The sequence below is a fragment of the Sorangium sp. So ce295 genome (assembly GCF_051527405.1).
Classification (GTDB): Bacteria; Myxococcota_A; Polyangia; order Polyangiales; family Polyangiaceae; genus Sorangium; species Sorangium cellulosum_B.
The window spans coordinates 3,732,654-3,745,941 of the sequence record NZ_CP150324.1; the positions used below are offsets into that span (position 1 = coordinate 3,732,654).

The 13,288-nt window shown below is 73.8% G+C and carries 13 protein-coding genes; 7 read left to right on the top strand and 6 right to left on the bottom strand.

Features of this window, described 5'->3' with window-relative positions; genetic code table 11:
• Nucleotides 1–11 precede the first annotated feature (11 nt).
• The 3 genes from WMF11_RS14315 to WMF11_RS14325 form a co-directional block, all read right to left on the bottom strand.
• Nucleotides 12–1,304: a hypothetical protein gene (locus tag WMF11_RS14315; RefSeq protein WP_437977848.1), complete on the bottom strand. Its 1,293-nt coding sequence runs from the start codon at nt 1,302–1,304 to the stop codon at nt 12–14.
• The gene (locus WMF11_RS14320; RefSeq protein ID WP_437977849.1) at nt 1,301–2,515 is read right to left on the bottom strand and encodes a hypothetical protein; all 1,215 of its coding nucleotides are present in this window, start codon (nt 2,513–2,515) and stop codon (nt 1,301–1,303) included. Before WMF11_RS14320 ends, WMF11_RS14315 begins: the two co-directional genes overlap by 4 nt.
• A gap of 154 nt (nt 2,516–2,669) precedes the next feature.
• Nucleotides 2,670–3,449, bottom strand: coding sequence for a tetratricopeptide repeat protein (locus WMF11_RS14325; RefSeq protein ID WP_437977850.1), 780 nt, complete (start codon nt 3,447–3,449; stop codon nt 2,670–2,672).
• Between the two features lie 392 nt (nt 3,450–3,841).
• On the opposite strand from WMF11_RS14325, the gene WMF11_RS14330 reads away from it, so the two are divergent.
• The 7 genes from WMF11_RS14330 (at nt 3,842) to WMF11_RS14360 (ending at nt 10,699) form a co-directional block, all read left to right on the top strand.
• Nucleotides 3,842–5,287 (top strand): sigma-54-dependent transcriptional regulator, encoded by a 1,446-nt coding sequence (locus tag WMF11_RS14330; protein WP_437910984.1) that lies wholly within the window; start codon nt 3,842–3,844, stop codon nt 5,285–5,287.
• Between the two features lie 4 nt (nt 5,288–5,291).
• Complete coding sequence (locus tag WMF11_RS14335) at nt 5,292–6,596, top strand: formylglycine-generating enzyme family protein (RefSeq protein WP_437977851.1); 1,305 nt, start codon at nt 5,292–5,294, stop codon at nt 6,594–6,596.
• A gap of 194 nt (nt 6,597–6,790) precedes the next feature.
• Nucleotides 6,791–7,531, top strand: coding sequence for a hypothetical protein (locus WMF11_RS14340; RefSeq protein ID WP_437908951.1), 741 nt, complete (start codon nt 6,791–6,793; stop codon nt 7,529–7,531).
• Nucleotides 7,528–8,820 (top strand): ABC transporter ATP-binding protein, encoded by a 1,293-nt coding sequence (locus WMF11_RS14345; protein ID WP_437977852.1) that lies wholly within the window; start codon nt 7,528–7,530, stop codon nt 8,818–8,820. Before WMF11_RS14340 ends, WMF11_RS14345 begins: the two co-directional genes overlap by 4 nt.
• Entirely contained in the window at nt 8,810–9,574 is a 765-nt protein-coding gene (locus tag WMF11_RS14350; protein ID WP_437908953.1) for a hypothetical protein, read from the top strand. The genes WMF11_RS14345 and WMF11_RS14350 overlap by 11 nt, the downstream gene beginning before the upstream one ends.
• Nucleotides 9,575–9,695: 121 nt before the next feature.
• Nucleotides 9,696–10,115, top strand: a complete 420-nt coding sequence (locus WMF11_RS14355; protein ID WP_437552393.1) for a hypothetical protein — start codon at nt 9,696–9,698, stop codon at nt 10,113–10,115.
• A 41-nt stretch (nt 10,116–10,156) separates the two neighbouring features.
• On the top strand, nt 10,157–10,699 hold the full coding sequence (locus WMF11_RS14360) for a hypothetical protein (RefSeq protein WP_437908954.1): 543 nt from the start codon (nt 10,157–10,159) through the stop codon (nt 10,697–10,699).
• Here WMF11_RS14360 and WMF11_RS14365 read toward each other — a convergent pair.
• From WMF11_RS14365 to smpB, 3 genes are all read right to left on the bottom strand, one after another.
• Nucleotides 10,677–12,152 carry a DUF362 domain-containing protein gene (locus WMF11_RS14365; RefSeq protein ID WP_437977853.1) on the bottom strand — a complete coding sequence of 492 codons (1,476 nt, stop codon included), beginning with the start codon at nt 12,150–12,152 and terminating at the stop codon, nt 10,677–10,679. The two genes, WMF11_RS14360 and WMF11_RS14365, sit on opposite strands and share 23 nt — an antisense overlap.
• 170 nt (nt 12,153–12,322) lie before the next feature.
• A complete protein-coding gene (locus WMF11_RS14370; protein ID WP_437908955.1) occupies nt 12,323–12,625 on the bottom strand; it encodes a hypothetical protein in 303 nt (100 codons plus the stop codon).
• Nucleotides 12,622–13,146 (bottom strand): SsrA-binding protein SmpB, encoded by a 525-nt coding sequence (smpB, locus tag WMF11_RS14375; RefSeq protein WP_044968393.1) that lies wholly within the window; start codon nt 13,144–13,146, stop codon nt 12,622–12,624. The genes WMF11_RS14370 and smpB overlap by 4 nt, the downstream gene beginning before the upstream one ends.
• Nucleotides 13,147–13,288 lie beyond the last annotated feature (142 nt).

The following is a 13,288-nucleotide window of genomic DNA, read 5'->3' on the forward strand; positions in this document are numbered from 1 at the left end:
GGATGGCGAGGTTAGTCGGCGCGGCGTCGCCTCGGAAGCCTCCGGCGCGATGCGACCGCGAGCGCCCCGGCGCCGAGCGAGAGCCAGGACGCCGCACCCGCGGCTGCGCCGTTCCCGGGCGCGTCGCAGGAGCATCGGCCGTAGATGCCGACCGTCGTCTCGTCGTCATGGTCGTCGTCGTTGCCCAGCGGGCCTCCAGCGCCTCCGTGGCCTGCGGTCGTGATGGGCGCGCCGCCGGCGTCTCCGGCGTCGCCGCCGTTCCCGCCTGCGCCGCCGCGGCCGCCCGTGCCGCCGCGGCCGCCCGTGCCGCCGCGGCCGCCCGTGCCGCCGCCTTCACCGCCGCTCCCGTCTTTTCCGCCTCCGCTGCCAGCGCCGCCATCGCCGCCTGCGCCGCCGCCGCCCGTCTCGCCGCCTTCGTCCGCGCAGCGCGTGAGATGGAGGGGACGTTTGCGCGTGCAGTCCGTCGGCGACGCGCAGCGGGGATCCGAGAGCGCGGGCGGCGCGCCTGTGCCGCCGATCTCGCCGAGGTCAGGGTAGGCGGCCTCTGTCCTCTCCCAGCGCCCCCCGGTGTGCTCCATCCAGCCGAACACCCGCTCCTGGTACGGAGCGGCGCCGCCGATCGCCGGGTCGTAGACGCCGCGCCCCGCGTCGTAGTTGGGGTTGTTCGGGTTGTTGACGTACGCGAGCCCGTTGTAGGCCCAGACGGCGCTGTACCAGTGCTCGATGAACGCGGGTTGCCGGTCGCCGACGCAGCGCGTGGCCCTCCACTTCGAGGCCAGGATCTGGGTGCCGGTGGCCGCGTTGTAGGTCGGCTCCGCGGCCACGCGGCGCGGATCGAAATCCGGGCTGTCGCCGCGCCGCATGCCGCTCGTGATCTGCGAGGCGCCGTAGCCGCAGTCGAAGGAGATGATCGTCCGCGAGCTCTCCCCCGCCTGATCCATGGGCCGGTCCGGCGCGCAGAACTGCTGCCACCCCGACTCCTGCATGGCGATCGCCTTGAGCAGCTCGCAGGGGAACGTGGCGGGAACGTCGCGCCGCGCCTCGGGCAGATCGCAGCCCTGACCGAGGTTGAAGGCCGGCGGTCCGGCGTCGCCCCAGGCCTCGGGGCCCCGCGAGACGCGGTCGAAGATGGCGTTCCACTCCGCGACGGAGGGGTTGATCCCGGGCACGGCCTCGATCGCGCAGCCGCGATCGTTGTACGCGCTCGACGCGGTGAAGCAGGGGCAGTACGCGGCGCGCGCGGCCGGCGCGACCAGCGCGGCCGCGGAGAGCGCCGCCGGGACCAGGAGAAGGCGGCCCGTCACGGCTCCTCCTTCGCGGCGGTGAAGCCGGCGACCGCGATGCGCGCTCCGGGTGGCGCAGGGATCGCGGCGACCTCGCCGCTCTCCACCCGGATCGCGAAGGGGACGGCGAACGCGGACGGCTTCGCGTGCAGCGCCGCCACCCACGCCGCGTCCTGCGAGACGGCCTGGATGACGTCGATGCCGGGGCCGAGCGGGCTGCGGACCGCGGCGCGCGCGCCGACGACGAACAAGCCGGTGGCGCGCTCGGGCGTGTACGCGATCCCGCCGCCCGGCCAGGCGTACGGGGCGAGGGCGTGGCTCGCGCTCGCCTCGAGCCGGGTGCGCTTGCCCCGGGCGAGGTCGAGCCGATCGATGACCCACAGGCCGGGGTCGGTCTCGTGCCGCTCCTGGAACACGAGCGCGCCCACCGCGGCGTCGATCGAGAAATCGCGCGCGAACGGCGGGATCGACGGGGCGATCACCCGCGTCGCGCCGGAGTCGGGGTCCACGAGGACGATGTCGGCCGACGCCGGGGAGACGCGGTAGAGGACGAGCTCGCCGTTCCACGCGCCGGCGAGGAAGGCGAGGTGGCCGGTGTGTCGGTGCACGGTGCGGATCGCGCCGGTGGCGAGGTCGACCTCGTCGATGGTGAGCGCGTCGACCCGGAGCTGCGCGGGCTCGTTGTCGGGCTGCGGCTCCGGGCCGGCGACGCCGCGCGAGACGAAGACGCGCCCGTCGGCGGTGACGAGCGGGCGGCTCGCGTGGACCACGCCGTCGCAGAGCGCGACGGGCTCTGCGCCCGGCTGGATCCGGAAGAGGCTCGCGTTGAACGAGCGGTCGCTGGACGGGCTCGTCTCGGCGGTCGCGACCACGAGCCGCGTTCTCGGGACGACGCGGGCGCGGACCACGGCGTCGCTCAGGTGCCGGAGCGTGGCGAGCGCGGGACCGGCCTTGGCTCCGCCGATCGGCGCGATGTGGAGCGTGGTCCGGGCCGCCCCCGGAGGCGTCGCGAGGATCGCGACGCTGGGTGGCGCGGAGGGATCGGCGGGCGCCGCGACGGCCGTGGGCACGAGCAGACGGCCGACCCGCGAGATCGCGGGCGCAGGGGCGTCGCCATGGGCGAGCACAGCCGTCATCGTACCCGTGAGCGCGGCGAGCAGCGCGCAGGGGAGCGCGATCCTGTGCAGGCGGCGCCGTGTCAGGGGCGAGCAGGCGTAGGAGCTGAGACGCACGACAGGAGAGTAGACGATGCGCCGGTGAGCGCTCGCTCGCGAGGCGGCGCTCGCTTGCCAGCCTCTGCCGCCCCGCCGTCCCGTGCGGCCGGGGCGCCCGACGACGTCGCCGTCGCGCCCGGCGAAAGGCAGCGGGTGGTCAGGAAGCCGGCCCTCAGAAGCGGCCGGCCATGCCGAGCCCGGCCGCGCCCGGTCCAGCGACCGGGGTCAGCTGGATCTTGCTGGGCCAGGGCTGGTTGAACCCGAGCTCCCAGATGAGGCCACCGGCGACGCCGGCGGCGCCCAACCCGAGCAGCACGCCGCCGACCGTCGCGTGCGTGCGCCCCTGATTGCCCCGCTCGGCCACCTTTTCCGTGCAGCCCTTGCGCGACGGGCAACGGTCCTCGGCGGCGCCAATGTCCGCGAAGCCGCTCGAGGTCAAGATCCCGCCGACCAGCAGCGTGACGACCCCAGCGCCCGTCGCGACCCACGGTGAATAGCCGTAAGGAGGCTGCGGCGGAGGCTCCTCCTTGGGGCGCTCCGGGATCGCCGAGGCGGTGGGGGCCGTCGGGAGCACCGCCGGCGCCGACGCGGACGCGCTCGCGCTGGCGCTCGGCGCCGGCCGGAGGGCGTTCTTGAGGTTCTGGATCTTGTCCTGGATCGTCTGCGCGTCGCTCGCGTCCGGCGTGCGAGCCAGGTAGGTCTCCAGCGCCGTGACCGCCTCGGCCCGCTCGCCCTTCTTCTCGTAGGCGTTGGCAATGTTGATCAGCACGCCGTGCGCCGAGCAGTCGAGCTGGTAAGCGTCCTTCCAGTACTGGATGGCGCGATCGTAGTCAGCGCGCTCGTAGAACTGGGTGGCGGCCTTGTGCGCCCCCTTGGCGCCTTCCAGGTCGGCGGGGGTCGCCGTGCGGTAGCACTCGGGATATTCGATGGCCGGATCTCCTGCTAAGGCCAACCCCGCGGCGAGGAATATCCCCGCGCCGAGACCGACCAGCCAAGTCCGAAGCACACGCATCCGAGCCGCCCTCCGAGAAGTGGCCGCAGCATACTGATCCGCTTCGCCGGCAGCGAGAAAAAGGAACTATTACGGACCTCGAGGCAATGCGTTCGGCCTGCCGACCGGCGTGGCGAGCGCCGAGCGAAGCGGCGGCCAGGGGAGCGGGACAGGAGCGTCGAGCGAAGCGACAGCCGGGGGACGGCATGGGAGCGCCGAGCGAGGCGGCGGCCGCGGGGAGCGGGACGGGAACGCCGCCGGCGCGCCCGCGCGGCGCGAGGGCGACCGGCCGGAGCGTCGAGGGGCGGTCCCGGCGCTTGCTTGGTTTCCGGTTCTGCTAGTCTCGCCCGGTGATGCTCCCCGAAAAGAAGCAGATCCTCGTCGTGGATGACGAGGCGAACCTCCGGCGGGTCCTCAGCGCCCAGCTCGGCCGGGATGGCTACGAGGTCCACACCGCGGAAGACGGCGAGGAGGGGCTCGCGTTCCTGAAGGAGCACCACATCGATCTGGTCATCACCGATCTCCGGATGCCCAAGGTCGACGGCATGGACCTGCTCCGCGCCGCGCTCCGCGACGACCCGTCGCGGCCCGTGGTGCTGCTCACGGCGCACGGGACCGTCGACAACGCCGTCGAGGCGCTCAAGACGGGCGCGTTCGACTACATCACGAAGCCGTTCGATCAGAACGAGGTGCGCGTCGTCGTGAAGAAGGCGCTCCGCACCCGCGATCTCGCGAGCGCGGACGCGACGCGGGACGTCTCCGCGGCGCAGCCCCGGGGGGGCTCCGACCGCTTCGGCATCATCGGCGAGAGCCCGCCCATCCAGGAGCTCTACGCGATCCTCGAGCGGGTCGCCGACACGCCGACCACGGTGCTCATCAGCGGCGAGAGCGGCACCGGGAAGGAGCTCGTCGCGCGGGCGCTGCACGAGAACTCCAGCCGTCGCGACCGGCCGTTCATCAAGGTCAACTGCGCGGCCATCCCGAAGGACCTCATGGAGTCGGAGCTCTTCGGCTACGAGCGCGGGGCCTTCACCGGCGCGGTCGCCTCCAAGCCGGGGCGCTTCGAGCTCGCCTCCGGCGGGACGCTCTTCCTCGACGAGATCGGCGAGATCCCGAACGAGATGCAGGTGAAGCTCCTGCGCGTCCTGCAGGAGAGCGAGTTCGAGCGGGTCGGGGGCATCAAGACCATCCACGTCGACGTCCGGCTCGTCGCCGCCACCAACCGCGACCTCAAGCGGGAGATCGCGGCGGGCACGTTCCGGGAAGACCTCTTCTACCGGCTCAACGTCGTCCCGATCGCGCTCCCCGCGCTGCGCGACCGGAGGAGCGACATCCCCCACCTCTGCACCCACTTCGTCGCGAAGTTCAACGCGCGCCTCAAGAAGAGCATCGAGAGCATCGAGCCCGAGGCGCTCGAGCGCCTGGCCTCGCACGCCTGGCCGGGGAACATCCGCGAGCTCGAGAACGTCGTCGAGCGGGCGCTGCTCTTCGCCGACGGCGCGCGCATCCGCCTCGACGACCTGCCGGAGGAGATCCGCGGCGGCGCCACGTCGTCGCCCGGCGCGACGCTGCCGCTCGCGGCCGCCGCCGCGGACACCTCCGCCGCGCCCTCGACGCCCGACGGCCTCAAGGAGCAGGTGAAGGCGGCGATGAGCAAGCTCGAGCGCGACCTCATCGAGCGCGCCCTCAAGCAGACGCACGGCAACGTCACCCACGCCGCGCGGCTCCTCAAGATCTCGCGCAAGGGGCTCCAGCTCAAGATGAAGGAGCTGAACCTCCGCGAGCGCGACGCCGAGTGAGCCCGTGGGCCTCGGCGAGCAGCGCTCAGTCCGCGCACAGGGCCGCGCGCCGGGGGGGAAGGCCCTCGCCGTCGCCGCCTCGCTCGCCGGCCTCCTCGCGGCCTCTCCCGGCTGCGATCGCGGCGGCGCCCCGCAGGGCACGGACGCCGATCTCGACGCCGCCCCGCCCTGGGACGTGAGCCAGACCGAGCCGGAGCCGCGCCCCGGCATGGCGTGGATCCCGAAGGGCGTGCTCATCGCGGGCACGCCGCCGGACCGGCTGCCGCGCATCGCCGACGAGGAGATGGCGGGCGCGCAGGTCGTGATGCACGGCTTCTACATCGACATCTTCTCGTACCCCAACGAGGTCGGCGCGATCCCGACCACGAACATCGCGCAAGACGAGGCGCGCGCGCTGTGCGAGGCGCAGGGCAAGCGCCTCTGCACGGAGCTCGAGATCGAGCGGGCCTGCAAGGGGCCGGACAACACCACGTACGAGTACGGCGACACGTACAAGGCGCCGGTCTGCGCGACCGGGCAGAGCCGGGTCCTGACGCCCAACGGGGTGAACGCCGGGTGCGTGAGCGCGTTCGGGGTGCACGATCTCCATGGCGGCGTATGGACCTGGACCTCGAGCCAGTGGCAGCGGGACAGCGGCAAGCAGGGGCTCGTCACGCTGCGCGGAGGCAACGGGCCGACGGGCGAGCTCGTGGGGCGATGCGCTCACGGGCGCGGCGTCAAGCCGGACACGCGCCGCCCCGAGGTCGGCGTCCGCTGCTGTGCCGGCGAGGTGAACAGCTTCGAGGTGGTGCTCGAGGTGACGCGCGATCGCCCGCTCCGGCTGGAGCCGCTCGTCGACGCGCGCGCGGCGGCGCAGCTCGCGGCGCTCGCGCCGGAGGAGGTGCGCAACGCGTCCCGGGCCGGGTCGGCCGAGGGGGCGTTCAGCGTGGAGCGCATGTGGACCTGGCACCCCCGGGGCAACGAGGAGCTCGTGCTCGGCGGCGGCTGCGCGCGGCCGGCCGGGGTGAACGGGGCGCCGCGCAGCCGCGCCAAGCGCGCGAAGCGCTCGCGCCCGGGCGAAGGAACGACGTGCGGGCTCCTCATCAGCCGGATGCGCATGAGCGCACCGGCGCTGCTCGCGTTCGTCCCGTCGGATCTCTGGGAGCCCACGATCGGCGAGACGGACTCGCCGCGCGAGCTCTTCCTGCACGGCGGCGATGCGCTGGGCGCCTTCCGCCGTCGAATCACCTACGAGTGGGGCAAGATCGGCGTCGCCGACAAGGAGCGCAAGCGCAAGCACAAGGGCCGCCGCGGGCTCTCGTACGACTGAGGCCCCCTCGGCGTCGCGACGAGCGCGCCGGGGCTCGCGGTCGCGACGCCGTCGTAACGGGTGGCGCTGGCGCGCGGCGGCACCACATTCCGGCGGCGCGCTCCGGCCCGCGGCACATTCACCTTGCGCCCGGGCGCCTGGAAGGGCAGCGCTAGCAGCGCGCGTCGCCGCCGCGCCGTCCGCACGCTCCTCCGATGACCCGCCCGCACGACCCCGAACCGCGCGACGCGCCGAGCAAGCGCCCGGACGATCCCGCGCGGCGGCGCGCGGCCGCGCGGCGCTCGCTGCGCGCAGCCGTCGCGCTCGGCTGCGCGCGGCTCCGCGGCGCGCGCGGCGGGCGGCTCGGCCTCGCCATGGCGGCGCTCATCTCGCTCGGGTGCGGCGTCATGGCGCTCGTGCTCGGGCTGGACGACGGGACGACCTCGCTGGACGCGCTGCTCGGGTCCGCGGCGCGCGGGCTCGCGTGGGCGGCCGCCGGCCCCATCGCCCTCGCCGCGGCGCACGATCGCCCGGGGGCCGATCGCCGCGACGGCGTCGAGGCGCTCGCCGCCGCCCGGGGGATCTCGCGGGCCTCGCTCCACGGCGTGCGCAGCCTCGCCGCGATGCTCGAGGTCGCGCGCGTCGTCGCGCTCCCGCTCGCCGCGCTCTCGGTGCTCGCGGCGCTCCTCTCCGGCTCGCTGCTGCTCGGCCTCCAGCACCTCGCGTACGGCGCGGCGCTCGCCCTGTTCGGCGCGGTCTCCGGTGTGACGCTCGGCGGCCTCGCGGCGGCGAGCGGCCGCGTCGCCGGGGCGCGAGGGCGCGCCCTGTTCCTGGTGCTGACCCTCGTCCCCTGGGGGCTCGCCGATCTCGCCGGCGACTCGAGGTGGTCGATCCCGGGAGCGCTCGGCGCGTTCCTCTCCTTCGCGGCCCGCTCGGCGGGAGGCCCTGCGGGATGAGCCCGGGCGCTCCTGTCGTGGTGCTCGAGGGCGTGCGCGCGCGGGACGGCGCCGGCGAAGAGGGGCGCCCTCGGGGGGGCCTCTCGGGCCTGTCCTTGGCCCTCGGCTCGGGCGTGCACGCGGTGCTCGGCGCCCCGGAGGACGGGACGCTCGCCCTCGCGGAGGTGCTCGCAGGCCGCGCAGCCCCCCTCGCTGGTCGCGTCCTCGTGGCGGGGCGCGACCCGTGCCGGAGCGCGGCGACGCGGGCGCAGATCGGCGTCCTGGCCGCCACCCCGGAGCTGCCCGACGGCGCGTCGGTGGCGTCGTTCATGTCGGTCGCGCTCCGGGCCCGCGGCGCGCCCGCGAGCGGCGCCGCGGCGCTCCTCGAGCCGCTCGGCGTCGCGCCGCTCCTCGCCCGCAGCACGGCCTCGCTGAGCTTCTCCGAGGCCCGGGCGGTCGAGCTGTCGCTCGCCCTCGGGGTGCCGCGGCCGCTCCTGCTCTGCCTCGTCGAGCCGTTCGCCGACGTCGCCGTGCCGTCTCCGGAGCCGGTCCGAGAGCGCCTGCGCGCCCTGGCTGCAGCTGGCGCCTGCGTCGTGCTCGTCACGTCCTCGACCGCCGACGCGAGCGCCCTCGCCGATCGCATCCACGTGCTCGATCGCGGCGTCATCGCGCGCACCGAGCCCGGCGCCGGCGACCGCCTCGCCGCGGCCCCGCCGGGCGCGACCCCGCCGGGCGCTGGGCGGCCCGAGGTCGAGATCCACGTGCTCGTCCACGAGCGGGCGCCCGACGCGCCCGGCGCTCGCGCGCTCGCCGCGGCGCTCGCGAGCGCTCCCGCCGTGCGCGCGGGCGCGTGGGAGCAGGGGCCGGCGGAGGCGTCGTCGACGCTGCGGATCCGGGCCGCGGACAGGGAGGCGGCCGCGCTCGCGATCCTGGATGCGGCCGCGAGGGAGGACGTCACGCTCATCGCGATCTCCTCGCCGCCCCCGTCGATGCACGACGTGCGGGCGGCGACCGCGCTGCACCTGGCCGCCGTTCGCTCGCGCCGGCCCTTCGGCGCACCTGCGGTCGAGGGTGCTGCCCCGCTGCCGGGCGCGCCCGAGGGGCCGTTTGCGGTGGCGGCGTTCGACGCACCGGCGCCGCTCGTCCAGGCAGCGCCGCTCAGCCGGCCGTCGGACGGCCCGTCCCCGCCCGCTGGTGTGCCGCTGTCGGCGCACGGCGATGCCGCTGCCGGCGGACGGATCGGGGCCGACCCGGCGGGGGCCGACGGTTCGCCGCACGCCGCGGAGACAGGACGCCACGATGGTGGGTGAGAGCGCATCGAGCGCCGCGGCGCGGCCGCTTCCTCCCGCGGAAGGGGGGGCCGAGCGGGGTGGGCGCGCGCTGACGGGCGTCCGCCTCGGGATGGAGATGACCCTGAGCCGCCTCCGCGCGCGGCGTCCGCTGCTGGCGTTCGGGCTCGGCGCCGCGCTCGCGGTCGCGGCAGCGGTCATCGAGATAGCGTTCGGGTCTTCCGGGGCCGTGGACCGGGCGCTGCTCTCCACGTTCCGCCTCGCCACGCCGCTCACGATCTTCGCCCTCGCCGCCGACGCCGCCGATCGCACCACGCTGCGCGACGCGGCCTGGCCGGTGGCCCGCTTCGGCGCCTCGTCCCACCATGTCGCGCTCGGCATCGCCCTGGCCACGGCCCTCGCTTCCGCCCTCGTGGGAGCGCTGCTCGCCGTCGTCGTCGTCGCCGCCGCCCATGGTCCCGGCGCTGCGCCATTCGTCCGAGACATGCTCGTCAGTGGGTGGATCGGCGCGCTCACCGGAGCCGCCTACGCTGGCTGGTTCTCGCTCGGTGCGACCTTTTTCCGGCGCGGCCTCGGCCGCTTCGTGCCGCTCGCGGCCGATCTCCTGCTCGGTGGCTCGGCCGGGGTGATCGGCGCACTGTTGCCCCGGGGCAACGCCGTCAACCTCCTCGGCGGCCCGTCGCCGCTCGGGCTCGGGCAGCCCGCGAGCGCCGCCCTGCTCGCGTCGAGCGCCCTCGTCCTCGCGCTCGCCGCGGCGGCTCGCTGCAGGGAGTAGCGCGCCTGGGCCGCGGCGGCTCGGCTCGCCTTGCCCCGACCGGCTGCTTGACGTTCACGGTGATGGCGTGAGCGGCGCAAGAGGGATGGCTTCATCCGCTCGTTCACGTACTCTTCAGGGAATGACTCAGGAGCACGGGGACGACGAGGCCACCAAGGCGGTCAACGCGCCTCGATCGGTCCTGCTCGTCGGCTCGGCCGAGGCGCTGGCGGCGCGCTGCAGGGGGATGTGCCTGCGCGCTCGCGTCATGCTCATCGTCGAGAGCGACCTGGCGGCGCTGACGAACACGGCGGTGGAGCGGAAGCCGCTCGCGCTCCTGTTCCCCGACGACATCTACGCCTTCGACAGCGCGGAGTTCGACGCCCTGGCGCGCGACATCCAGGCCGCGGTGGTGACCCTCGAGCCAGGCGTCACGGACGAGGTCATCGAGGCGCGGCTCGCGGAGGCGCTGCTCCGAGCCGAACTCCTCCGGCAGCCCGAGCCGTCGTCGAGCCGTTACGTGCTCGTGCCCGACGGCCCCCGCCGCTCCAAGCGTCGCTGACCGGCGCGCCCTTGCATGATGATGAAAAGGAGCTCCATCCGATGAGCGAGCTGCACCTCGATCCGAACGCGTCCCGCCTGACGATCCACACCCGAGCCGTGGGCATGCTCGCGCGCCTGGCGCACGACCTCGAGATCACGGCGTCCGAGCTGCGCGGTCGGGCGCGGCTCGACGGCGAGTCATGGACCGCCGAGCTCGAGGTCCCCGTGGCCAAGCTCTCCGTCGCGGGGGTCCTGCGCGGCGATCGCGTCGATCCCGACGCGCTGTCCGCGGGAGATCGCGGCGACATCGAGCGGCGCCTGCGGGGCGAGGTGCTCGCGGGGACCGAGATCGTGGCGGTGCGCGCCTCGGGGGCCACGCGTGACCGCGCCGAGGTGCGCGTCCAGGTCGCCTCGGGGAGCGCCTCGCTGGTGGCGCGGCTCTCCTCGCGCGATCGCGGCGACGGCGCGATCGGGGTGACGGGTACCTGTCAGCTGTCGATGGCTGCGCTCGGCGTGCGCGAGGTCAAGGGGCCGCTCGGCGCCTTCAAGGTGCGGGACGAGCTCGACGTCCTCTTCGATCTCACTCTGCGGCCTGCGAGCTAGGCGGCTCGGACGGGAGCTCGGGCGCCGCGTCGCCGCGCGAGCAGGCGCCGTGGACCTGGTAGGGCTTGCCGGCGAGCCGCTTCGCGAGCGAAGCCCCGCGCCAGGCGACGTACGCCTTGTTGAAGTCGAGCAGCTGGTCGGGGGCGAAGTACGGGTTCTTCGTCTTGCCCAGCGTGACCAGCGTGAGCACCTGCTCCGCCACGCTCACGGGGCAGCCCTCGAGCCGGAGGGTGGTCTCGTTCCGGGCCATCGCGAGCTTGGTCGTCACCTTCACCATCTTCGCGAGGACGTCATCGTGCTTCGCGGTGTAGGGGTCCCGCGCGCTCCGCTCCCGGTACAGGCTCTCGACGCTGACCAGCTGATCGCCGATCTTCCCTTTGTACGTCGCGCAGTCGCCGATGAAGATCACCTTCTCGCCCGGCTTCGCGTCGATGGGGCCCTCGTAGGCGCCGAACACGACGTGCATCCGCGGCATCTTCGCGTCGCACTCCTTGTCGTACTCACGCAGGATCTCGATCGCCTCCTCGATGGCCCCTGGACAGCCGCCCCAGCAGTAGTCGGTGTGCTCGGGCTCGGGCGGCGCGCCCGCGTAGGCCGTGATGTTCGTGCCCTCGAAGTACTTCTCGACGCGGACGAGGCCCACCTTGAACCCCTTGGCCTTGTGCTTCGCCTCCTCGAGCGTCACGTCGCCCGTGATCTCGATCTCGCCGAGGTCCATCGGGCCGAAGCCGCGCTCCGACGCCAGGCGGATGTGATCGACGCTCCTCGGATCGACGCCGATGATCTGGCAGCAGACCGAGTCGAACGCGACCTGGTTGTTCCCCATGATGATGAGGCCCAGGTCGAACGGCGAGGGCGTGAGCATCCGCCCCTCGCCCGCGGTGATGGCGTCGATCGCGATGAACTGCGGCTGCACGATGTACTGGAGATCGGCGACCTTCTCGTTCAGCCGATGATCGTGATCGATGAGCCTGTGCCGATCGTCCTGGATCCCGATGTAGTTCTTCATCGAGAAGGTCACGGTGGTCCAGGGGTGCGACTTGAACTTGGGGCAGTTCACGAAGAAGTCGGCCTTCGCGACGGGCTCCGGCGTGAACACGTAGTCGCGCAGCCGGCCCTCGTGCGTGAGCGGGATCTCGACCTGCTGCTCTTCCTCGAAGTGGTAGTGCTTGACCCCGGTCCTGCGGAACATCGGGTAGTAGCCGGCGCTCTCGTACGTCATGCGGGTCGGGAGCGTGATGCCGCACCGCTCCCCGACGGCGAGCTCTCTCACGCGCCCGTCGTCGCGATCCTTGAGCGCGCCGATCACCCCCTCGACGAACTCGGGCCGCGTGTACGCGTGCGGAAAGTGCGCTCCCGACGCGACGACGTTGGGCTTGATGAGCGTCCGGCCGTGCGGGCGCAGCGAGAGCTCCTCGAGGCCGCTGCGCACGATGCCGCGGATCTTCGCCACGTCATACGTCGAGCAGCGGCGCAGAATTACACGAGGGCGCGACGTAATTTTCATAGAATGACAGCGTATGGGCCGCGCCGGGCCATCGCAACACTCGCCGCCGGACGAGCCGCGCCGCGCAGCCGCTGTAGAACAGCCTGGGCGTTCGCTGCGGGACGGAACGTCGCGGCTCAGCCCGTGCGTTCGCCGCCGACGAGCCGCGCCAGCTCGGCGCGGACCTCGCGCGTCGCATCGATGAGCCGGCCTTCGATCTCGTAGGTGCGCTCACCGGGCGCCGCGTCGTTGGGCTCGGTGGGTGTGCGCAGGCGGCACCGGGCGACCTTCACGCGGATCGCCGTCCCTGTCGGCTGGAGCGAGCCCTCCACGCGCGCTCCTGGCGCCGAGGAGGCGGTCGAGTGGAGCCGCACGCGATCGCCGTCGATCTCGACGAGCTCTGCCTCGCCGCCCTTGGACCAGGTGAGGTGCGACGTCATTCCGGCCTCCGCAGCCCGGCGCTCCGCGCGCGGGCGGCGCCGCCGCGGGCCCGCTCCATCGCCGCGCGGGCTTCGCGGGTGGCATCCTTCTCTTTCAGGCTCTCGCGCTTGTCGACGGTCTTCTTCCCCTTCGCGAGGGCGATCTCGGCCTTCACGCGCCCGTTCTTGAAGTAGAGGCGGGTCGCGATCACGGTCATGCCCTCCCGCTCCACGCTCTTGCGGATCGCCTCGATCTCGCTCTCGTGCAGCAGCAGCTTGCGCGGGCGCTTCGCCTCGTGCCCGAAGGCGGCGCCGGGCATCACGGGGATGTTGACCCCTTTCAGGAACGCCTCCCCGTTCTCGATGGCGCACCAGCTGTCGGTGAGCTCGGCCGCGCCGTCGCGGAGCATCTTCACCTCGCTGCCGAGCAGCACCAACCCTGCCTCGAACCGATCGTCGAGGGTGTAGTCGAACGTCGCGCGCTTGTTGCGCACGATGAGCTTCTCCCCCTCTCGCTCCTTCTCTTTGCCAGCGCGGCTCACGCGGCCGCATAGCGCGCGCGCCGCCGCCTGTCCACACCGCTTCACCGGGCTGCGCCCGCGCGGCGCCGCTGCTGGGCGCAGCTCGCGCGGCGCGTCCGCTGCGGTGGCGGCGTCATCGCTTGACGCCGATCGCCGCCGCTCG

Bases quoted from the DNA above. Each gene is read 5' to 3' on its own strand.
- WMF11_RS14370 (WP_437908955.1), bottom strand. From the start codon at position 12,625: ATGACGTCGCACCTCACCTGGTCCAAGGGCGGCGAGGCAGAGCTCGTC.
- WMF11_RS14350 (WP_437908953.1), top strand. From the start codon at position 8,810: ATGGTGGGTGAGAGCGCATCGAGCGCCGCGGCGCGGCCGCTTCCTCCC.
- WMF11_RS14340 (WP_437908951.1), top strand. From the start codon at position 6,791: ATGACCCGCCCGCACGACCCCGAACCGCGCGACGCGCCGAGCAAGCGC.
- WMF11_RS14360 (WP_437908954.1), top strand. From the start codon at position 10,157: ATGAGCGAGCTGCACCTCGATCCGAACGCGTCCCGCCTGACGATCCAC.
- WMF11_RS14355 (WP_437552393.1), top strand. From the start codon at position 9,696: ATGACTCAGGAGCACGGGGACGACGAGGCCACCAAGGCGGTCAACGCG.
- WMF11_RS14345 (WP_437977852.1), top strand. From the start codon at position 7,528: ATGAGCCCGGGCGCTCCTGTCGTGGTGCTCGAGGGCGTGCGCGCGCGG.
- WMF11_RS14330 (WP_437910984.1), top strand. From the start codon at position 3,842: ATGCTCCCCGAAAAGAAGCAGATCCTCGTCGTGGATGACGAGGCGAAC.